Here is a 20,567-nt window from a genome sequence, read left to right as displayed (position 1 = left end):
CAATGAAGAAAAAAGCAATAGCGATCGGCAGCATTCTTGCCCTCGCACTGACCGGGTGCGCAGCAGGCACCAGCAGCGACACCTCATCCAGCGTTGACAACAACGACCTCCTCACCCTCACTCCTGCCGCCACCGGCGAGCTCGATTTGGTGACGTGGAACCTTCCCTTCGGCGAGCCAGCATCGCTCGACCCGATCAAGTCGTTCAACTACGCCGAGAACACCGTTGTGGCCAACCTGTGTGAAGGACTCATGCAGTTGCAGCCCGACTTCACGATCGAACCCGGGTTGGCCGAAAAGGTCGAAACCCCCGACGATCTCACCTACATCTACACAATTCGCGAGGGCGTCGAATTCTGGGATGGCCAGGAAATGACCGCCGATGACGTCGTGTACAGCCTCGGTCGTCACCTGGATGCTGACGAAGGAAGCTATTGGGCCGGCGGCCTCGTCGGCAACATCGCTTCGATCGAGAAGACCGCTGACTGGGAAGTCACCGTTTCGCTCTCGAAGCCGGATGCCGCCTTCAACTCCTACATGGTGACCCCCGTCGGCACGATCGTGGAGCAGGACTTCCGCGAAGCAGCAGGCGACACCTTCGGCAACCCGACCGGCAAGGTCATGTGCACCGGCCCCTTCTCCGTTGGAGACTGGGACCAGGGCCAGTCGATCTCGCTGATCAAGAACGACAACTACTGGAACAGTGACAAGCAGGCTCAGACGGCTCAGGTCGACATCAACTTCATCGTTGACGCAGCCGCTATCGCCACCGCACTCGACACGGGCGCGATCGACGGTTCGTACGACGTGCCGCTCGGTGCGCTCAAGTCGCTGCAGAGCTCGACCGAGGGATCCCTTTACCTCGGCAACTCGTTGCAGATCGTCGGCATCATCGGCACCGGAAACGGCATCTTCGCCGACCCCGCCGTACGCCAGGCACTCATGATGGCGACCGACCGGGATGCCATTGCCGCGACAGTCTTTGAAGGCACGGCGAGCGCGTCACGCTCTCTCGTTCCCGACAACGGCTGGTCATACGGCGACGCTGAGTTCACTGCTGGCCGCGACGAACTCGCCCCGACAGAAATCGACATCGAAGGTGCCAAGGAAGTTCTGAAGGACGCCGAGGTCGACCTCACCGAGCCGATCAAGATCGTGTACCCGTCAGAGCGCACCTACTACGCCGACATCATCTCCGAGATCTCCAACGGCGCCCGCGCCATTGGCCTGACCGTTGAGCCGGCAGGTGTGCCCAGCGCCCAGTTTGGTGCATTCTTCTCTGACCCTGCAGCCCGCGAAGGACACGACGCGTTCGTGACCTACAACTACATGGACGTTCCTGACCCGCTCGCGTTCCTCCGCGCAATCGCCGGAACCGGTGGATCGCAGAACTACAACGACTACAGCAACTCCTCCATCGACGCGTTGCTGGACGAGGCCGCTGCAACCGCCGATGACAGCGAGCGCGCTGAACTCGTGAACGAAGCGCAAGTGCTCGTGATGGAGGATCTGACCTGGATCCCGATCGTCGACCCTGCCGTTCGACTGTTCATGAATGACCGCGTAACGGGTGCTCCCGCATCCTTCGTTTACCTGTACTACCCCTGGGCTGCCGACCTCGGCGCTTCGGGCGAATAGTTCACACGCCCGGGGGTCGCGTGGCTAACGCGCGCGGCCCCCGGGGTTCGGCTCCAATGAAAAGGCTCGTTCCGTGACCTTCATACTTCGACGACTGGCGGCGCTCATCGGCGTCCTCATCGCATCCAGCTTCCTGGTCTTTTCCGCTATGTATGCGGCGCCGGGAAGCCCAGAAAACTTTCTCGTTCAAGGACGAACGGTAAGCCCAGAAGTGCTCGAAGCTATTCGAGCGCAGTACTCCCTCGATGACCCGTTCCTAGTGCGATTCTGGAACTGGCTCACCAACGTGCTTCATGGCGACTTCGGTCGCTCGCTTGCCAACCAGCAGGATGTGGGCGATCTCTTGGCCGCCCGACTGCCCACCACACTGATGCTGGTCACACTGGCCGCCCTCATCATCATCGTGCTCGGCGTCGGCCTCGGTATTCTGGCCGGAACCCGCGGTGGCATCGTCGACAAGATCATCCTCCTCGGCTCCAACTTGGGCTTCGCCGTTCCCACCTTCTTCGCCGCCCTCATCCTCATGAGCATCTTCAGCGTTGGCCTCGGCTGGTTCCCTGTCTTCGGATCCGGAGACGGCTTCATCGACCGGGTATGGCATCTCACCTTGCCCGCCTTCGCCCTCGCCCTCCCCTCGTCTGCCGTCGTGGCGCGCATCACTCGCACCTCTATTCGTGAGGAACGCGACTCCGAGCATTCGGTAATGGCTCGAGCTCGTGGAGTAGCCGAACGTCTCGTCATGAGACGTCACGTCATCCGCAACTCGATGCTTCCCGTGAGCACCATCGTCGGCGTTCACATCGCCGGGCTGATTGCCGGGTCATTCGTTGTCGAATACGCCTTTACCCTCGACGGAATCGGCACGCTGCTGGTTCATGCCGTGCAGCGAAAAGACTTCGCCGTCGTGCAAGCCATCGCCATCGTGCTGGTCGCTGCGTTCGGCATCATCAATCTTCTCGTTGACCTCTTCTACGCCTCCATCGACCCGCGAGTGAAAGTGGAGACGAACCGATGAAACAATTCGCTGAACGAATGGGCACACTAGGCCTCATTGCGTGTGGAGTTATCGCCGTAGTCGTCCTCGGTGCGCTCTTTGCCCCTCTCATTGCGCCCTACGACCCGACCATCGGATCTGTCACCCAGCGCTACCAGGGAATGTCTTTCGAGCACCTGTTCGGAACCGACCAGGCCGGCCGCGACATCTTCTCGCGCCTGCTCTGGGGAGCACGGTCAAGCCTCACCGGGCCACTCATCGTCGTCGCTGTCACTGCGGTGTTCGGAACCTTGATCGCTCTCACCGCCGTCTGGTGGGGCGGCATCGTTGACTCGTTCCTCAGCCGCGTACTCGACCTTCTCTTCGCTTTCCCCAACCTGTTGCTCGCCATGCTCGCTATCGCGGTCTTCGGTCCCAGCCTCACTACAGCAGCACTGGCGCTGTCGGTGGCCTACATTCCGTATTCCGCTCGCGTGGTTCGCAGTATGGCGATGCGGGAGCGCAACCTGCCCTACATCCGCTCTCCTGAATTGCAGGGCATCCCCGGAATTGTGATTACCGCGCGGCACTTGCTGCCGAACGTCGCACCGCTCATCGTGACCGGCGCCACCATCAACTTCGGGTTCGCGATGATCGAGCTCGCGGCACTCTCGTTCCTTGGCCTCGGCGTGCAACCGCCGGCAGCCGACTGGGGACTCATGGTGTCGAGCGGACAGCAATCACTCTTGAACGGCTACCCCGCAGAAAGCGTTCTCGCGGGACTCAGCATCGTCATCACCGTGGCCGCCTTCGGTTACGTCGGAGAACGACTCGGTGGCCGTGCCGCCGCAGGGAGGAAAGCCTGATGCTTAACATTGACAACCTCTCGCTCACGATTGGCCCTGATCTGCAGATTTTGCGCGAAGTATCGCTCGCTGTCGCTGCGGGCGAAGCAGTCGGCCTTGTTGGCGAATCGGGCAGTGGCAAGTCCATGACCCTGCGCTCCATCTTGCACATCGAACCAGAGGGATCGCAGGTCACCGGCACGATCACGTTCGATGGCGTCGACGTTCGCAGTCTCAGCGGTGAAGCATTACGGCGGATGCGGGCCAACGACGTCTCGATGATCGCCCAGAACCCGCACGCAGTGCTCAACCCCGTGCTCCCTGTCGAGCGCTACCTCATTGAGGGAATGCATGACGCTCAAGGGCAGCCCACGAAAACCGCGAAGCTTCGCGCTGGCGAACTGCTCGAACAGGTCGGTATCGATGCCGTTGACCGCGTGCTGCGTTCCTACCCGCACCAGCTCTCCGGCGGAATGCTTCAGCGCGTTGTCATCGCGGGCGCCATTGCCGGACGGCCACGGTTGATGCTTGCCGATGAGCCAACCACCGCTCTGGATGTCACCACCCAAGCAGAAGTGATGGCCATCCTCGACGAGTGCCGCCACGAGCTCGGAATGGCCATGTTGTTTGTTACTCACGACCTCGATTTGGCCGCAGCAGTGTGTGACCGAATCGCTGTGATGAAAGATGGCGAAATAGTGGAAATCGGATTGCCAGTACAGCTTCGCGACAACCCTCAACATCCGTACACCCGAGCCCTGATGGAGTCGCGCCCGGCCGGACTCGCCTGGACCCCGGAAGGCGGACCGACCTCATGACTACCCCAGCTATCACCGTAGACGCACTCAACAAGACCTTCCACACCGGGCCAAAACAGCAGGTGAAGGCACTCGATAACGTCACGCTCAGCGTCGACAAGGGCTCGTGCTTGGCCGTCGTTGGCGAGTCCGGTTCAGGAAAAACCACGCTCGCGCGCATCATAGTCGGGCTCGAAACACCAGACTCCGGAGCCGTGACGGTGAGCGGGAAGCCCGTCGCACCGCGTGCGAACCGACGCGAACTGCGACGCCGCGCCCGCGACATCCAGATGGTGTTCCAAGACCCGCAAAGCTCGCTCAATCGACGGCTGTCCGTGCGCGTCGCGGTAGACGAAGTGCTCAAAGCTCACTCAAACCTCAACCGAGCGCAGCGACAGGTGCGCTGCGCTGAGCTCTTCACTCTCGTCGGTCTCGAACCTCGGTTTCTCGACGCCCTCCCCAGCGAATTGTCGGGCGGCCAGAAGCAGCGGGTTGCTATCGCGCGTGCGCTGGCGGCAGACCCCGCGGTCATCGTGCTCGACGAATCCGTCGCCGCGCTCGATGTGACGGTTCAAGCCCAAATCCTTGAACTGCTCGCAAACCTGCGCACCTCTCACGGCCTCACCTACCTCTTCATCACGCACGACCTCTCTGTTGTGCAGATGATTGCCGATCAGGTTGTGGTGATGCGCCAGGGCCGCATCGTGGAGCGGGGAACGACCGCCGAAGTGCTCACCAACCCGCAGCATCCGTACACTCAACTTCTCCTCGCCTGCGCGCCCCGCCCCGGCTGGAAGCCCGAGCGAGGAATGATCCGCAAGCTTCGGGAAGAGATCGCATCATGAGCACCACCCCTCCCTTTATTCAGATCAATTCAGCGGATGCCTTCCACCGCGGTCTGAGCCGCGGCGTCGCGATTGCTGAGACTCTGAAGCGCGGCGTTGCCATCTATCTCGACCTCTTCGAGACATCCGGAATCAGCCTCGGCGATGTACAGAAGTATGCCGACAACGCCGTTCTCGTCACCGAACGCTGGAGCGCCGACCTCGCCGCCGAAATGCGCGGAGTAGCCGAAGGAAGCGACCTGCCGCTCTGGAAGATCGCCGCCGTGAACGCTCGCACCGAGATTCTCTCTCAAGCGATCGGCACCAAACCGGGCGAATGCTCCACCATCGTCAACGCTCGCGAGAGCCCGGTCGGAGCCCAAACGTGGGACTGGCACGACGACCTCGCCGACTGCTGGCACCTGCACGAAGTCACCGGCACTCCCCGCACCTTTGTCGGCCTGACTGAGCACGGCATCCTCGGCAAAATCGGAATCAATGACGCCGGAGTGGGCATCATGCTCAACATCCTCGGCCACCAAGCAGACCGGCCAGACGGCGTGCCCGTGCACCTTGTTGCCGCCCGCGTTCTCGCCGAAGCGTCGACCCTGGCCGAAGCGGTCGAAATTCTGCGCACTGCACCCGTGAGCACGTCCAGCGCCATCACCGTCGTGAGCCCCGAAGGTTCCGTCACAGTCGAGCTGAACCCCGACGGCGCCGCCGTGCTCGAGCCAACCGATGGCGTGCTCATCCACACCAACCACTTTGTTGACCCCGAGCTGAGCAAGGGCGAAAAACTGGGGCTCTACGATCCAGACACCCAAGCACGCTACGACGTTCTTACCGAACGAGCAGCCGCCGCACCGCTGCCGACCACGGCGAGCGCCCTCATCCCCTACCTCTTCTCCGAACCGGGTGACGCCGCCCAACTCTGCTGCGTTCCCGCCATTGGCGCAGTGTTCGGCGACCGCTGGGCAACATTAGCCACCATTACTTTGGATGCCGCGGCACGAGCAATCACTGTCTCCCCCGGTTCCCCCAAAGACGCCACTGCCGAAACAACCATCCGATTGGTCGCTACACGCTGACAGCCAGACGCTGACCGCTTCGCACCGTCACATGTCGCAACTCTGTAGCCCCAAGTGTTAACGTGAGAACACCCTCTTCGGGGGTAGCGGGCCGCAATTTCGGGGTGGCCCCAGCGACGGCCATTCGGGTGGCCACTACGCAGAGGAGCAACTGTGTCGGTGCAGCAACAATCGGGCGAACACGGATCCGTCGCCTCGCGACCACGTGAGCAGTGGTCGGGCCAGTGGGGTTTCATCCTGTCGGCCATCGGCTCCGCCGTGGGTCTCGGCAACATTTGGCGCTTTCCCGGCGTCGCCTACGAGAACGGTGGCGGGGCATTCCTGATTCCGTACCTGATCGCATTGGTCACGGCCGGCATCCCGATTCTCTTTCTTGACTATGCGATCGGGCACCGCTTTCGCGGATCATCGCCAACAGCGTTCCGTCGTCTCGGTGGCAAGGCAGGCAAGTGGCTAGAGTCGCTTGGCTGGTTCCAGGTCTGGATCTGCATCATCATCGCCGTCTACTACGCCGCCGTTGTCGCGTGGGCAGCCAGCTACTTCACCTTCAGCTTCGATCTGCGCTGGGGTGACGACACCGCCGGGTTCTTCGTCACCGAGTTCCTTCAAACTTCGGAACCCGGTTTTAGCGCGCAGTTTGTGCCCGCAGTTCTGATCCCTCTCGTGCTCGTGTGGGTAGCGGTTCTTGCCGTGCTCGGCTCCGGCATTGCCAAGGGAGTGCAGCGCGCCAACGTGATCTTCTTGCCGCTGCTCGTGGTGGCCTTCCTCATCCTCGTGGTTCGCGCTCTGTTCCTCGACGGCGCGATGACCGGGTTGGATGCTCTCTTCACTCCTGACTTCTCCGCTCTGAGCGACCCCGGCGTGTGGATTGCGGCCTACAGCCAGATCTTCTTCTCGCTGTCGATCGCGTTCGGAATCATGATCACCTACTCGTCCTACCGCAGCCGCAAAGCCAACGTCACGGCGCCCGCGCTCGTGGTTGCGTTCGCCAACTCCTCGTTCGAGATCATCGCCGGTATCGGCGTCTTCGCCACCCTCGGGTTCTTCGCGTTCCAGCAGGGGGTCGGTGTCGACGAGCTCGAAGGCATCACCGGTGTCGGGCTTTCGTTCATCACGTTCCCAGCGATCGTCTCGCAAATGCCCGGCGGACCACTCTTCGGGGCGTTGTTCTTCGGTTCGCTCGTGATGGCCGGATTCACCTCGTTGTTGTCAGTGCTTCAGGTCGTGTCATCCGCGTTCCAAGACAAGTTCGGGATCACCGCCCGCCAAGCATCAGTGCGCGTCGGGGCCGCCCTGGCCGTTGTTTCAGTGCTGCTGTTCTCGACCACCACCGGTTTGATTACGCTCGACACCGTTGACCAGTGGGCGAACAATATCGGTATCGTCGTCGCCGCGATTGCCTCGACGATCCTCGTGATCTGGGTGTTCCGTAAGGGCCCCGAGCTCGCAGCACACCTCAACGCCGTCTCGACATTCAAGGTGGGGCGCCTGTGGCAACTGCTCGTCGGAGTTCTGGCGCCGGCCGTTCTGCTCTACATGCTCATCCAGCGAATCATCGTGCTCGTCACGGAAGGATACGAGGGCTACCCGCTCTGGTACCTCGCGATTGCAGGTTGGGGCACCATCGCGGTAATCCTGATCGGCGCCATCACCATGACCGCGCTGCGCTGGAAGCACGATCCGGATGATTTCACCCCGTGGCCCAGCGCCCAAGCACTGAAGGAGCTCAGCAAATGAGCGGCATCGCCATCACGTTCTTCATCGTCGCCGCCGTGCTCGTGTGGGGCGGCCTCATCGCGAGCATCATCTTCCTCGCGCGCAAACCCCAGCTCGACGTGTATCCCGAAGGCTCAGAACTGGTCAGCGACGACGACTAGCTTTCGCTGCGCAGTGAGTTCGACACGATCGGGTTGCTGATCGTCCCGATGCGTTCGATCTCTACCTCGACCACGTCGCCCGGGTGCAGCAACCAGGCTGGGGTGCGCGAGTAGCCGACGCCCGAGGGAGTACCGGTGCAGATGATGTCGCCGGGCTTCAGCGTGAAGCTATGGGAGACGAGCGAGAGAACTTCGCCCAGTTCATAGATCATGTTCTTGGTGTTGCCGTCTTGAACTTGCTCACCGTTCACCCGGGTTTGCACCCGTAAGCCGTCGCGCAAATCCCCCACTTCGTCGGCCGTGACGAGGGCGCCAAGAGGGCCGCTGTTGTCGCCATTCTTGCCCAAGATCCACTGCGAGGTGAGCTTCTGGGCCCGGCGTGAGGTGACGTCGTTGAACGCCGAATAGCCCATCACTGCCGCGCGAGCTCTATCCGCATCCGCATCGATTAGCGGCACACCGATGTAGGCGGCAATCTCGCCCTCCCAGTCGATTCCGTCCTCATTAGACGGCACGGGAATGGGCGCACCGCTCACGGTGAGCGACGAAGTCCAGCGTGCGAAAAGCGTCGGGTACTCCGGCAAGCCTGCATCGGCATAGCTTCCTTCGAGTACGTGATCGAGGTAATTGAGCCCGATGCAAATGACACGGGCACCCGGCAACACGGGAGGCACCAACTGCAATTGGTCGAGCGGAACAACCGTTCCACCCTCGGACGAGTAACTTGCCAAGGCGGCGGCCGGTGAGGCCCAGAAAGTTTCTAGATCCGTGAGGATGCGGGCGGCCTCCACGCCATCCTTCATCGTCAATTCTGCGATGAACGTATCGCTCCCCGGGGAGAGTCGTGCTCCGACAAGCCTCATGCCGCGCCTTTCTAAGCGATGGATGCAGGCGTAGCGCTAAGCGACCCTGCTTAAGATCGATCCTGAGCCCGCCAGCGACCCCGGTCAACTGCCTGTCTCACTTCACGGGACACCTCCTACGGGAGCGCACAACTGCTGTGCTTCAATAGCGACGTGATGAGCGACGACGCTGGTTTCCGGCACTACCTATACCCATCCGACGATGAACGGATCGTGGGCCTCCGGGGCCTCGACGCGTACTCCTATCGGGAGGCCGCGAAGCACGACGCCTTCACGGGAGACCTGATTCGGGGGTGGCAGCCGCTCTACCCCGCAGAGTTCGTCGGCGTCACTTCTGATGGCACGATCATCCCCGACCTCTTCGAAGCAGCCCCCAACGGTGCGCCCGTCGCAGCGATGGTGAGCGCAGCAACGGCAGCGCTGGCGGCGCTCACTCCTGAGCAACGCGAGACGCTGCAGTACCCCGTGGATGCCGTGGAATGGCAATCATGGGCGAACCCCGAATTCATGCAGCACGACACCGGTCTGCGGCTCGAGTTTCTCAACGCCGACGCTCGCGAAGCGCTCCTAGCGCTCCTCGATGCAACGCTGAGCCCCCAGGGCGCGACGCTCGCTCGCACGCTCATGCACATCAACGGCTACTTGGGTGGGCTTACCGGCCTTGAGCCGATCATGAACGACCTCAGCTACAACGTTTCCCTCTACGGAACTCCTTCGCTCACCGAACCGTGGGGGTGGCAGATTTTTGGACACCACCTCGCCCTGAATTGCGCAGTCGTCGCCGACCAACTCGTGATCTCGCCGATCTTCTTTGGCGCCGAACCCGACAAGCTTCACGATGACGACGACCCTGCGCTGACCCCGCGCGTGACGAAAGCTCGCGCGCTGCTGGCTGCGCTAACTCCGGCTCAGAGGAACACCGCCGTGCTCTTTGAATTGATGGTGGATCCCGCCATGCCGGCGGGCCGCATCCATCCCGGCGATGAGCGCCACCTTGCCGGCGCGTTTCAAGACAACCGCGTGATTCCTGACGAGGGAGTTCGCGCGTCGGAGCTCGAAGCGGATGCGCGCGATCGACTCCGTGAGCTCGTGCGCGAGTTCGTCGATTACTTGCCCGAGGGCCCGGCTCGAGCCCGGCAACAGGAAATCGAAGCGCACTTCGACGACACCTGGATCTCGTGGATTGGCGGAACCGGCCCCGAGGATGTGTTCTACATCCGTGTACAGAGCCCCGTCGTCATCCTCGAACTCGATCACCACTGCGGTGTCTTCCTCAGCAACACCGAGCCTGCGGGGTTCCACATTCACACCATCGTGCGCACCCCCAATGGCAACGACTACGGCAGAGCACTGTTGCGACGGTACGAGGCGACTCATGACTGAGGATGCATATTCGGCAGCCCAACAGCTCCTCTATCGCTACGGAGCGATCGCCGACGCCAAAGACATCCCCGCGGCGCTGGAGCTCTTTCGCCGCGCCACCGTCACGTTTCCTCAACGCACCGTAGCGGGTGACGATCAACTCACCGAGCTCTACTCCGAGCTGTGGGGCAAACCCAACAGCCACCGCCACATCATCACCAATGTTCGCCTTGTTGAGTCAGAACTGGGATACTCAGCCGTAGCTTTATATACCCGGTGGGAGTTCACTCCTGCCCCACTCTTGACGACGATGGGAGAGTACGAGATGTCATTCTCGCGCGACGGGCACACCTGGGGTATCGATTCCCTCATCGTCACTCGAACGTGGCCGGTGAGCTGATGTCCATCTTCGGCCGCGCCACAACGATCCTCAATATTGTCGCTGAGGGCCGCGGGCAGCTCTCTCTGACTGACCTTTCTCAGCGCAGCGGCCTGCCCCGCTCGAGCGTGCACCGCATCATTCAAGAACTCGAACGTGAATGCTTCGTCATTCGAGCGTCATCGGCCGGCGGCTACTCGCTCGGTCCCGGTGTCTTGAAGTTCGGGATGAACAGCCACTTGCAACTCGTCGCTGGCATGCGCCCCGTGCTCACCTCGCTCGCGCGGGCGGTGAACGAGAATGTCGAACTCGCTATCTTTAGCGGCCGAGAAGTCGTTGTCGTTGACCAGGTTGCCTCGACCGCGCGCCTTCACGCTGTCACTCAAGTGGGCAAGAGTTTTTCGTTGCACGGAAGCTGCATTGGCAAAGTGCTGCTGGCACAATTGCCCGACCAAAAAGTGCGTGAGGTACTGCCTGACGTACTCGTCGGACACACCAACAAGACCATTACCGACGTCGACAAGTTCATCGCCGAACTCGATGAGGTGCGCGCCAACAATCTGGCGTTCGACCACGAAGAACGCGACGTCGGCATCTCGGCGGTCGCCACCTGCATCCAAAACTCGGCCGGCGTCAATCAGGCTGTCGCCATCGTGGCCCCCACCGAACGGTTTGACGTCTTGCAGGCGCTCTTCGTGGAACGGCTCATGAAGTTGCAGGGAAGCATCGATACCCGAAACCTGCTGTTCGACTCTCGCAACATTCCCTCGGCCAGCTAGCTAGCCACCCCGCCCGCAGGTCAGCCGAGGTAGCTCGACAACAGCCGGGCATCAGCGAGCAACTCTGCAGGCTTGCCCTCCAGAGTGATCTCGCCCTGGCCGAGCACCATCGCGCGGTCAGCCAGCCCCAGCGCACGGTCCACGCTCTGTTCAACAACGATCATCGCGACGCCAGAATCTCGAATCGCTCCGAGCGCTTCATACACTTCGTCCACCGCAATCGGCGAGAGACCGAGAGAGATCTCGTCAAAGACCAGAAGCGTGGGCGCAGACATGAGTGCTCGTCCGATGGCGAGCATCTGCTGTTGCCCGCCCGACAAGGCTGTTCCCGAGTTCTTACGGCGCTGCTTGAGAATCGGGAAGATCGAGTAGACCGCCTCGAGTCGCTCTGCCTTCACGTGCTTGCGCGCGTCCAATCCACCAGCGATCAGGTTCTCCTCGATCGACAGGGTTCCGAAGATCTTGCGACCCTCCATGCACTGAGCGATCCCCAGTGCCGTCACCTCATCCGGTCGCAGCCCGGCAATTGATTTGCCGGCGAAGGAGATCGTTCCCGAGGTCAGTGGAACAGCGCCGGCGAGCGAGCGAGCCATCGTCGTCTTGCCCGCACCATTCGCTCCCAGGAGCGCGATACATTCCCCGGCATTCACCGAGAACGAGACGCCCTTGAGCGCATTCAGGCCGCCATAACGCACCCAAATATCGTCGACGGCGAGCAGAGGCGTGCCGGGCACTGACGTCGCTACGCTCACAAGCGACGTGAGCGAGGCACGGATGCCTGCCCGCTTCTCCTCGTCAACCACAACAGTGTCGGCGCTCTCCGCAACCGAGCCAAGGTAGAGCGATGCGACCACGGGGTCAGCGAGCACCTTGGGCGTCTCATCAATCGTGACCATCTTGCCGAAGTCGAGAACCGCAGTGCGATCGCAGCACTGCGAAATGACATCCATCACGTGCTCAATGAGCACCATCGACTCGACCTCGGTGCGCAGGCTCTGGATGATCGCAATCAGCTCTTCGGTCTCTGAGCGAACCAGACCAGCGCCGATTTCGTCGAGCAGCAGCACGCGGGGCTTCAACGCCAACGCTCGGGCGAGTTCCAACCGTTTGCGACGCAGCAGGGGCAGCTTGCCCGCAACCTCTTCGGCAAAAGGGGTGAGCCCCAGGCGCTCCAGGATGCCGGCAACGAAGGGCTCGAGCTCGCGCTGCGAAATGTGGTGGCCCGAGTTTGTCGCGGCCAGGCGCACATTGTCGGCCACGGTCATCCGAGTGAATGGTCGTGGAATTTGGTACGTGCGACCGATGCCCAGGCGCGCCCGATCGGCGGAGCTGAGTTTGCTGATGTCGCGGCCATCGAACGTGACGGTGCCCGAGTTCGGCGTGAGCGCGCCCCCAATGACCCCGATGAGGGTGCTTTTGCCGGCGCCGTTGGGGCCAATGACACCCAAAACTTCGCCGGGCGCTACTTCGAGCGAAAGGCTATCGAGCGCACGAACCCCGCCATACGACTTGGTGATCGACTCGAGCTGCAATACGGCGGTCATGAGAAGTTCCTGTTCTTCTGCAGAGCGAGCGTCAGCGTGCCCCAGATCCCATTGGGCATAAAGCGGATGACCAGCACGAGAACCACACCGACGACGGCCAAGTGGATCTCGGGGAACTGGATGAGAAACTCGCCAAGCAACACGATAAATACGGCACCGACCCACGGGCCGACCTTGGTGCCCATGCCGCCGATGATGGCAACGGAAACGATGTCAATCGTCCAGCTCATCCCGAACCCACCGTTGGGCTGAACGATGCCCTGGTTGAGCGCCTGAATCGAGCCGACGATGGCGATGAGTGCACCAGAGAGTCCGAACGCCCACAGCTTGGTGCGATAGGTGCGCACCCCCAGCTGGCTTGCGACATCTTCATCGTCGCGCACCGCTTGCATCCGGTACGACCATCGGCTGCGCAATAAGAGCAGAACGCAGACCACGACGAACACGGCAATGAGCAGCGCGATCCAATACAGGTCATAGGCCTTGGGCGCTCTGGCGGTCAGGTAGATTCCTGCTTGGCCGCCGAACCACGGACTATTGACGACGAAGATGCGCATCGCTTCGGCGAGCGCGAGAGTGCCCACGGTGAAGTACAGGCCGCGAAGGCGGAACAACGCCGGGCTCACGATGAGCGCGAACAGCCCCGCGACTAGTGCTGCGAGAACAACACACAGCGCAATCGGGAGGCCCGCGTTGCTGGCTATCGCCATCGTGTAGACGCCGATTCCGAAGAACGCGGCCGAGCCGAGCGACACTAGCCCCGTGTACCCGGCGGCAATATTCCAGGCGGCGGCAAGCGCTCCTAGTTGCAGGATGCGAAAGCCGACCTCTTGCTGATACGTTCCTGCAAAGTACGGCACAGCGAAGGCGACTGCGGCCAGCACGGCAACGATGATGAAGTCTCTCGGGCCCACACGAGTGGGGGTCGCGATGCGACTGAGCAGGATAGAAATTCCGTTCTTCACAGTGAGCGCCTCCGTTTGAGGATTCCGTTAGGCGCGATGGCCAGAAGAATGATGAGCATGACGAGTCCAACAAAAGTGCGGTAACCGTCGCCGAAGAAATAGGCGCCGAGCGATTGGATGACGCCGAGAGCGATTCCGCCCACGAAGGTGCCCATGATGTTGCCGAGACCGCCGAGCACGATGATCGCGAACGCGGTGAGCAGGTACTCCGAGCCGGATGACGGGGTGAACGAGAAGCACAGTGCGATGAGCACTCCACCCATCGATGCCAACCCTCCATTGAGGGCGAAGGTGCCCCAGCGCACGCGACTCACGTGGATGCCGACAATGGCCGCCGAGATCGGGTCTTCAGAACTGGCCCGCAGCGAGCGACCGAATGAGGTGCGGGTCACCAACATCCAGACGGCCAGACAGACGGTCAACGAAATGGCGAACCCGATGAGGTAAATCGTCGGGAGGTTGATGGGGCCGATAGCGAGCGTTTCGCGGCTGAAGGCCGTGTCGAGCGATCGGCTGTCGCCCGAGAAGAACCGAATGAAGAGGTTCTCGAGAATGATCGCGAGGGCGAACGTGGTGAGCAATCCCGCTTCTTCGCCGTGCTTGGCGACGGGAGCGAGGATGAAGTGCTGCACGGGCGCGGTGAAGGCGAAGCCAAGCACAAAGACGATAGGCAACGCGAGCAGAGGGCTGATGCCCCAGAACGCGGCCAAGTAGAAGGCGGCGTAAGCACCAAGCACGACAATCTGGCCGTGCATGAGGTTGACGAGTTTCATCACTCCCAACACGAGGGAGAGCCCTACCGCACTGAGGGCGATGAGCCCACCGAGAAGGGCTCCGCCGAGGACTGTGTTAGCCAGTCCTACAGGGTCAATCGAGTTCATCCGAGAGTCATCCACATCGTTGTAGGGGCGGTGGGGTGAGGGGCCGACACCGCAGTGCCGGCCCCCGTGTCACCGGGATTAGGGAACGGGAAAGAGGAAGTCCCCTGTCGCCTGTTCCGTCGGCCACACGATGATCGGAACGCCGTCTTGCCACTGCGACGACACGACGGGGATCTTTGCCGCGTGCTCGTCATCAAACTTCACCGGACCGACGGCGTAGATGCCGTCGGTTTCGCCGATGGCGTCGTTGATTTCGTCTTTGTCGAGCGACCCTGCTGCTGCGATGGCATCCATCAGCACCATTGCTGCCGTGTAGCTATCAGCGATGTGCTGGCTCGAGGTCAGGCCGGTCTCGGATTCGAACGCGTCTTTCAGCTCTTCTGCGCCGGGGTAACCGAAGGACGGGTCCCAGTAGGCTCCGACGATGATGCCGTCGGCCAGGTCTCCGAGCGCTTCAGCGAACTGGACTGGCTCGGCGCCCTTTTCGGCGACGATGACCTTCGGGGTCCACCCGATGGCTGCCATCTGCTTGCGGATGGAGATCGCCGCTGGTGTGATCGACGAAATGAAGACGATGTCAGCGCCTGACTCTTTGGCCTTCTGAATGGCGGCCGAGAAGTCGGTGTTGTCAGCGGGGAATTCGATATTTCCCGCGATCGTGTACCCCTGGTCGGCAGCAACGGCTGGCCAGATTTCGTTCCCGATTGCCTGCCCGTCAGGGCCGTTGTCGTGAAGGATGAACACTTGCTTGTTGGTTTCGATCCCATTCGCCTCAAGGGCTTCGAATGGAGCGACAGCCTGGTCGGCGACCGAGAAGAAGATGTCCCAGGCGTAGGTCCACTCCTTCACGGACTTGAATACCTCGATGGGGGTGCACTCCGCGACGAACGGAACGCCCTGGGAATCGGCAACGACCGCTCCCGGGTTCACCAGGTCAGGCGTGCAGGAACCGAGCAACGCATCCACCTTGGTGGAAGAGATGAGGGTCTTGATCGATGACGTGACCTCGTTGGGGTCGGACTTATCGTCGACGAGAGTGAGTTCGACTTCGCGAGCGGTTCCATCGATCATGATGCCGCCAGCAGCATTCACTTCGTCGACGGCGTGCTGGTAGCCCCATTGAAGGAAGCTGCCGAAGCCGGCGAGCGCTCCGCTGAGGGGAATTGTTGCTCCGATGCGGATGGGTTCTGAGGAATCAGAGGTTCCTCCATCCGCCCCTATGGGGGAACAACCAGTCAGGGCAAGTGCTGTTGCCGTGATGAACGCGAGGCCGCCAGCCAAGCGCCTACGTCGGGTACTGAGGTGCATCGCGAATCTCCTTTGATTGCGGCCCGTGGTGCACGGGATACCCCATACTCAAACCCTGTCGGCAAGCAAACAACTTTCCATCCCGTATTTCGGGACAGAACTTCGGCGCCCGCTTTCGCTACTTCTAGGCTCGGCGACGTGAGCAATGAAGCTACGCCGCCAACAGCGGCAACCGACAACTATGACGTGATGATCGTGGGACTTGGTCCCGTGGGAAAGCTACTGGCGATCCAACTTGGCCGTGCTGGTCATCGCGTCCTCATCGCCGATCGCAAGACCGAGGGCTATCCCCTGCCCCGTGCGGTGACTCATGATTTTGAGTTCGCACGGATCCTGCAATCCATCGGTCTGGCCCCGGACACGATTCCGGAGATCACCGAGCCGTACGACGATATGTATGTCTGGCGCAATGCCGAGCGCCAAAGCCTTGTCGAAGTCGACTGGAGCGGAATCGGATCATCCGGTTGGTACAACACCTACTTTTTCAGCCAACCTGCGCTTGAAGACCGCATGGAGGCGGTGCTCCTGGCATTGCCCACTGTGACGGTGCTTCGCGGATGGTCGGCAGAGGTCATCGCCGACGACGACGTTGTCTCAACCCGACTGAGCAACCTCGCCACAGCAGACGAGCTCATCGTGAAATCCCGCTACTTGGTGGGCGCTGACGGAGCGAACAGCACTGTTCGCCGGTGGGCCGGTATCGACTGGCACGACATGGGATTCTTCTACGACTGGCTTGTCGTCGACGTCATCCCCGATCCCTCTCTCGACTTTCCTCACGTCGCGATTCAGACCTGCGACATCGCTCGCCCCGCCACGATGGTTCCCGGTGGCCCCGGGCGACGGCGCTGGGAGTTCATGCGCTTGCCGCACGAGACCATCGAGTCGCTCAACAAGACCGAACGGGCGTGGGAGCTGCTCGAACCGTTCGGAATTCGCCCCGACAACTCTGAACTCGAACGACACTCGGTGTACACCTTCCAAGCCGGTTGGGCCACCAGCTGGCGTCAGGGCCACGTGTTGTTGGCGGGAGACGCCGCCCACCTCATGCCTCCTTTCGCCGGCCAGGGTTTGGGCGCCGGTCTGCGCGATGTCATGAACCTGTTCTGGAAACTCGGGGCTGTGCTTGACGGTCGCGCCGCCGAGAGTGTTCTCGACACCTACGAGACCGAACGCCTCACTCACATCCGTGAGTTCATCGACTTCTCCATTTCACTGGGGCGCGTGATCTGCATCACTGATCCCGCAGAAGCAGCAGAACGAGACGAACGGATGATCGCCGAGCTCGCCAAGGGACACGCTCCCCCTGCGCCACCAGCCCCGCTTCTGGGCCCCGGACTTCATCTCTCCGACGGCGGACAGCTTTCGCCCCAAGCGACTATTCACTTCGACGGTTCCGCTGCCCGCTTCGACGACTTGTATTCAGGGGCGGTACTGATGATGGCGCAGGCCGAGCTCTACACGCTTCTCTCCCCTGAGGCCGCCGCTGCGATCCGCGATCGGGGCATCACCGTCGTGGCCCTCTCCGGCGAGCATCCCGCCGTCATCACGATTGACGAAGTCGACGGCACGTACGCTGCCTGGCTCGACCAGCTCAACGCCGAGGGCGTGCTCATCCGCCCTGACTTCTACACCTTTGGCGCCGCCACTGGGGTCGAGACCAGCGCCATGATCCTCGCCTTCAGCGACCAGCTCGGCGTCTCCACGCTGGAGGCACGAGCATGACCGATACCGGTTCGCTCAGCGGCTATCTCGTGCTCGACCTCACTCGCGCCTTGGCCGGCCCTCACGCCGGGATGATGCTGGGCGACTTAGGTGCGCGAGTCATCAAAGTGGAGACCCCCGGCACCGGCGACGACACTCGCGGGTGGGGTCCGCCCTTTGTCGGCGACGAAGGAGCTCGGGAGTCGACCTACTTTCTCTCCACCAACCGGAACAAAGAATCGATCACCCTCAACCTGAAGGATGCAGCAGACTCGGCTCTGCTGGCAGACCTCATAACGCGTGCTGATGTTCTGCTCGAAAACTTTCGACCAGGAACGCTCGATCGCTTGGGCTTTTCCCCCGCACGCTTAGAAGAGCTCAACCCGCGCCTCGTGTTGTTGTCGATCAGTGGCTTTGGCCACGACGGTCCCGAGGGCGGGCGGGCAGGCTACGACCAGATCGCTCAGGGCGAAGCCGGGCTCATGTCGATCACGGGCAGCAAGCCAGACGATCCCCAGCGCGTTGGTGTGCCGATCGGCGACTTGCTCGCCGGCATGTACGGCGCCTATGGCGTGCTCGCGGCGTTGCTCGAAAGAGAGCGCACGGGACGCGGGCAGGTTGTTCGCACGTCGCTTCTCGCCTCCGTCGTGGGAGTGCACGCCTTCCAAGGCACGCGGTGGACTGTCGCCAAGGAGGTCGGGCTGGCGAACGGAAACCATCATCCATCCATCGCTCCCTATGGGCTCTTTCACACGGGATCCGGAGCGGTGCAAATTGCGGTGGGGTCGGAGAGCCTCTGGGCACGGTTGTGCGCCATGACCGGGATCGCAGTCGATGACGAGCGCTGGGCATCCAATGGTCAGCGTGTAGACAATCGTGACTCGCTCATCGCCGCCTTAGAAGAAGTATTCTCGGATTGGAATGCGGATGCCCTGCTGATCGCTCTCGAAGAAGCGGGAATCCCCGCCGGGCGAGTGCGCAGCCTGCAGCAGGTCTATGAGTGGGACCAAACGCAGTCGCAGGGACTCATCGTGGATGTCGACCACGCGACCCTCGGCGAGATCAGCCTGCCTGGCCCGCCATTGCGTTTCTTCAGCGCCGACGGCGAAGAACACACGCGCACGACACACAGCGCGCCGCCGACTCTCGGACAACACAACGACTCTGTGCGTGATTGGCTTAACCAATGAACACCCATCCCAGCGCTCGCGAGCTCATCGCTATGACACTCGATGATGACACCTTCGTCAGCTGGAACTCGCCGCTGGCTCCGTTGGCCATCGAGGAGAACTACCGCAGCGAACTGGAGGCGGCCCGCGCCAAGACCGGTGAAGACGAATCACTCGTCACCGGCGAAGGCCTACTCAATGGGGCGCGCGTCGCTGTCGTCGTGGGTGAGTTCCGTTTCCTCGGTGGCTCCATCGGCGTCAACGCCGCGACCCGGATGGTGGAGTCAATCCAGCGAGCAACCAGAGAGGGCTTACCGGTGCTTGCCGCCCCCGTCTCGGGCGGAACGCGCATGCAAGAAGGCACCCGGGCGTTCTTGCAGATGGTCAAGATCACCGAAGCAGTCGTGGCGCACAAAGCCGCGAAACTTCCCTACCTTGTCTACCTCCGGCATCCCACGACCGGCGGAGTTTTCGCTTCGTGGGGTTCGCTCGGCCACATCACCGTCGCTCAAACGGGCGCTTTGGTTGGCTTCCTTGGCCCCAAGGTCTACAAGGCGCTCTATGGCGCCGACTTTCCGGACGGTGTTCAAACCGCCGAGAACCTTTTCGCCCACGGCATTGTCGATGCCGTGCTCGATGCCAAGCATTTGCGCACGATGGCGGGTGAGGCTCTGGCAATCATCGCTGCCGCTGATGATTCCGCTCCCCCGCCGGCGGAGGAACCCGCGACGCAGATTCCCTCGTCGTGGGAGTCGATTCAGATTTCGCGCCGCAGCGGGCGCCCCGGACTGCGTTCGCTTCTGCGCTACGCCGCGACCTCCATCGTTCCCCTGAGCGGAACCGGTCAAGGCGAGTCGAACAAGTCGGCTGTGGTGTCCTTGGCCACCATCGGCGGACGAGGAACTGTTGTTGTCGGGCTTGACCAGCGAGCACAGGGCGACGCCGAGCTGGGTCCGGATGCTCTGCGCCAAGCCCGTCGCGGAATGGCTCTCGCCGCTGAGCTCGGGTTGCCGCTCATCACCGTCGTTGATACTCCCGGAGCAGCCCTTTCTCGCGAAGCAGAGGAGGGCGGTCTCGGCGGAGAGATCGCACGCTGCCTAGCCGAGATGTTGGATCTTTCCGTACCGACCGTCGCCGTAATTTTGGGTGAAGGTACCGGAGGCGGAGCGCTCGCTCTGATGCCCGCCGATCGCGTTATTGCAGCTAGGAACGGGTGGCTCGCGCCGCTGCCGCCCGAAGGAGCCAGCGTGATCATGTTCGGCGACACCACGCACGCCGCGAGCATGACCGTCGACCAGCGCGTGCGTTCTCAGGATCTGCTCGACGACGGAATCGTTCATGAAATCGTCGAAGAATGGCCCTCTGCTGACGTCGAGCCCGCTGAGTTTTGCCGCAGAGTCGGTCACGCCATCGTGCGCCAACTAGCCGACTTGGAGCGCCAAGACAACGATCAGCGCCGGGCCGCGCGCACGGCCAACTACCTCGGTCTCGGCATCGCCGACAGCGGTGCAGCGCGCCCCGACCAGATCGGCGACCACGACTAGCGTTCACGTCGCAACGAGCGAAAGGGCG

At 62.0% G+C, this 20,567-nt stretch carries 19 protein-coding genes; 14 read left to right on the top strand and 5 right to left on the bottom strand.

Going from position 1 to position 20,567, the window contains the following annotated elements:
- The first annotated feature begins 2 nt into the window (after window positions 1–2).
- The 8 genes from ACWFSR_RS01415 to ACWFSR_RS01380 all read left to right on the top strand — a co-directional run bounded on the left by ACWFSR_RS01415 (window position 3) and on the right by ACWFSR_RS01380 (window position 8,041).
- Complete coding sequence (locus ACWFSR_RS01415) at window positions 3–1,637, top strand: ABC transporter substrate-binding protein (protein ID WP_197108408.1); 1,635 nt, start codon at window positions 3–5, stop codon at window positions 1,635–1,637.
- Window positions 1,638–1,710: 73 nt separating this feature from the next.
- Window positions 1,711–2,652, top strand: coding sequence for an ABC transporter permease (locus tag ACWFSR_RS01410; protein WP_197108410.1), 942 nt, complete (start codon window positions 1,711–1,713; stop codon window positions 2,650–2,652).
- On the top strand, window positions 2,649–3,476 hold the full coding sequence (locus ACWFSR_RS01405) for an ABC transporter permease (RefSeq protein WP_197108412.1): 828 nt from the start codon (window positions 2,649–2,651) through the stop codon (window positions 3,474–3,476). Before ACWFSR_RS01410 ends, ACWFSR_RS01405 begins: the two co-directional genes overlap by 4 nt.
- Window positions 3,476–4,273 (top strand): ABC transporter ATP-binding protein, encoded by a 798-nt coding sequence (locus tag ACWFSR_RS01400; protein ID WP_197108414.1) that lies wholly within the window; start codon window positions 3,476–3,478, stop codon window positions 4,271–4,273. The genes ACWFSR_RS01405 and ACWFSR_RS01400 overlap by 1 nt, the downstream gene beginning before the upstream one ends.
- Window positions 4,270–5,097: an ABC transporter ATP-binding protein gene (locus ACWFSR_RS01395; RefSeq protein ID WP_197108417.1), complete on the top strand. Its 828-nt coding sequence runs from the start codon at window positions 4,270–4,272 to the stop codon at window positions 5,095–5,097. The genes ACWFSR_RS01400 and ACWFSR_RS01395 overlap by 4 nt, the downstream gene beginning before the upstream one ends.
- Entirely contained in the window at window positions 5,094–6,164 is a 1,071-nt protein-coding gene (locus ACWFSR_RS01390; protein WP_447522885.1) for a C45 family autoproteolytic acyltransferase/hydolase, read from the top strand. Before ACWFSR_RS01395 ends, ACWFSR_RS01390 begins: the two co-directional genes overlap by 4 nt.
- Before the next feature lie 153 nt (window positions 6,165–6,317).
- Entirely contained in the window at window positions 6,318–7,901 is a 1,584-nt protein-coding gene (locus tag ACWFSR_RS01385) for a sodium-dependent transporter (RefSeq protein WP_197108421.1), read from the top strand.
- On the top strand, window positions 7,898–8,041 hold the full coding sequence (locus tag ACWFSR_RS01380) for a MetS family NSS transporter small subunit (RefSeq protein ID WP_197108430.1): 144 nt from the start codon (window positions 7,898–7,900) through the stop codon (window positions 8,039–8,041). The genes ACWFSR_RS01385 and ACWFSR_RS01380 overlap by 4 nt, the downstream gene beginning before the upstream one ends.
- On the opposite strand, the gene ACWFSR_RS01375 is transcribed toward ACWFSR_RS01380, so the two are convergent.
- Complete coding sequence (locus ACWFSR_RS01375; RefSeq protein ID WP_447522884.1) at window positions 8,038–8,904, bottom strand: fumarylacetoacetate hydrolase family protein; 867 nt, start codon at window positions 8,902–8,904, stop codon at window positions 8,038–8,040. The two genes, ACWFSR_RS01380 and ACWFSR_RS01375, sit on opposite strands and share 4 nt — an antisense overlap.
- 156 nt (window positions 8,905–9,060) lie before the next feature.
- Between ACWFSR_RS01375 and ACWFSR_RS01370 the strand changes: the two genes are divergently transcribed.
- Genes ACWFSR_RS01370 through ACWFSR_RS01360 form a run of 3 tightly spaced genes read left to right on the top strand, consistent with a single transcriptional unit; the run spans window position 9,061 to window position 11,424 of the window.
- Window positions 9,061–10,287 carry a DUF3500 domain-containing protein gene (locus ACWFSR_RS01370; RefSeq protein WP_447523431.1) on the top strand — a complete coding sequence of 409 codons (1,227 nt, stop codon included), beginning with the start codon at window positions 9,061–9,063 and terminating at the stop codon, window positions 10,285–10,287.
- Window positions 10,280–10,666 carry a nuclear transport factor 2 family protein gene (locus ACWFSR_RS01365; protein ID WP_197108434.1) on the top strand — a complete coding sequence of 129 codons (387 nt, stop codon included), beginning with the start codon at window positions 10,280–10,282 and terminating at the stop codon, window positions 10,664–10,666. Before ACWFSR_RS01370 ends, ACWFSR_RS01365 begins: the two co-directional genes overlap by 8 nt.
- Window positions 10,651–11,424 (top strand): IclR family transcriptional regulator, encoded by a 774-nt coding sequence (locus tag ACWFSR_RS01360; protein WP_197108436.1) that lies wholly within the window; start codon window positions 10,651–10,653, stop codon window positions 11,422–11,424. The genes ACWFSR_RS01365 and ACWFSR_RS01360 overlap by 16 nt, the downstream gene beginning before the upstream one ends.
- Before the next feature lie 20 nt (window positions 11,425–11,444).
- On the opposite strand, the gene ACWFSR_RS01355 is transcribed toward ACWFSR_RS01360, so the two are convergent.
- The 4 genes from ACWFSR_RS01355 to ACWFSR_RS01340 all read right to left on the bottom strand — a co-directional run bounded on the left by ACWFSR_RS01355 (window position 11,445) and on the right by ACWFSR_RS01340 (window position 16,122).
- Window positions 11,445–12,968, bottom strand: coding sequence for an ATP-binding cassette domain-containing protein (locus ACWFSR_RS01355; RefSeq protein WP_197110531.1), 1,524 nt, complete (start codon window positions 12,966–12,968; stop codon window positions 11,445–11,447).
- On the bottom strand, window positions 12,965–13,933 hold the full coding sequence (locus ACWFSR_RS01350) for a branched-chain amino acid ABC transporter permease (protein ID WP_197108446.1): 969 nt from the start codon (window positions 13,931–13,933) through the stop codon (window positions 12,965–12,967). The genes ACWFSR_RS01355 and ACWFSR_RS01350 overlap by 4 nt, the downstream gene beginning before the upstream one ends.
- A complete protein-coding gene (locus tag ACWFSR_RS01345; protein WP_197108448.1) occupies window positions 13,930–14,814 on the bottom strand; it encodes a branched-chain amino acid ABC transporter permease in 885 nt (294 codons plus the stop codon). The genes ACWFSR_RS01350 and ACWFSR_RS01345 overlap by 4 nt, the downstream gene beginning before the upstream one ends.
- Window positions 14,815–14,892: 78 nt before the next feature.
- A complete protein-coding gene (locus ACWFSR_RS01340; RefSeq protein ID WP_197108451.1) occupies window positions 14,893–16,122 on the bottom strand; it encodes an amino acid ABC transporter substrate-binding protein in 1,230 nt (409 codons plus the stop codon).
- A 138-nt stretch (window positions 16,123–16,260) separates the two neighbouring features.
- Between ACWFSR_RS01340 and mhpA the strand changes: the two genes are divergently transcribed.
- The 3 genes from mhpA to ACWFSR_RS01325 are packed head-to-tail and all read left to right on the top strand — an operon-like array spanning window position 16,261 to window position 20,539.
- A complete protein-coding gene (mhpA, locus tag ACWFSR_RS01335; RefSeq protein ID WP_447522883.1) occupies window positions 16,261–17,847 on the top strand; it encodes a bifunctional 3-(3-hydroxy-phenyl)propionate/3-hydroxycinnamic acid hydroxylase MhpA in 1,587 nt (528 codons plus the stop codon).
- Window positions 17,844–19,016 carry a CaiB/BaiF CoA transferase family protein gene (locus ACWFSR_RS01330; RefSeq protein ID WP_447522882.1) on the top strand — a complete coding sequence of 391 codons (1,173 nt, stop codon included), beginning with the start codon at window positions 17,844–17,846 and terminating at the stop codon, window positions 19,014–19,016. Before mhpA ends, ACWFSR_RS01330 begins: the two co-directional genes overlap by 4 nt.
- The gene (locus ACWFSR_RS01325; protein WP_447522881.1) at window positions 19,013–20,539 is read left to right on the top strand and encodes a carboxyl transferase domain-containing protein; all 1,527 of its coding nucleotides are present in this window, start codon (window positions 19,013–19,015) and stop codon (window positions 20,537–20,539) included. Before ACWFSR_RS01330 ends, ACWFSR_RS01325 begins: the two co-directional genes overlap by 4 nt.
- Window positions 20,540–20,567: the final 28 nt, after the last annotated feature.

Source organism: Salinibacterium sp. NYA9b (assembly GCF_976973725.1).
Note: the sequence above shows the minus strand (reverse complement) of the source record. Positions and strands in the feature narration are given on the sequence as shown.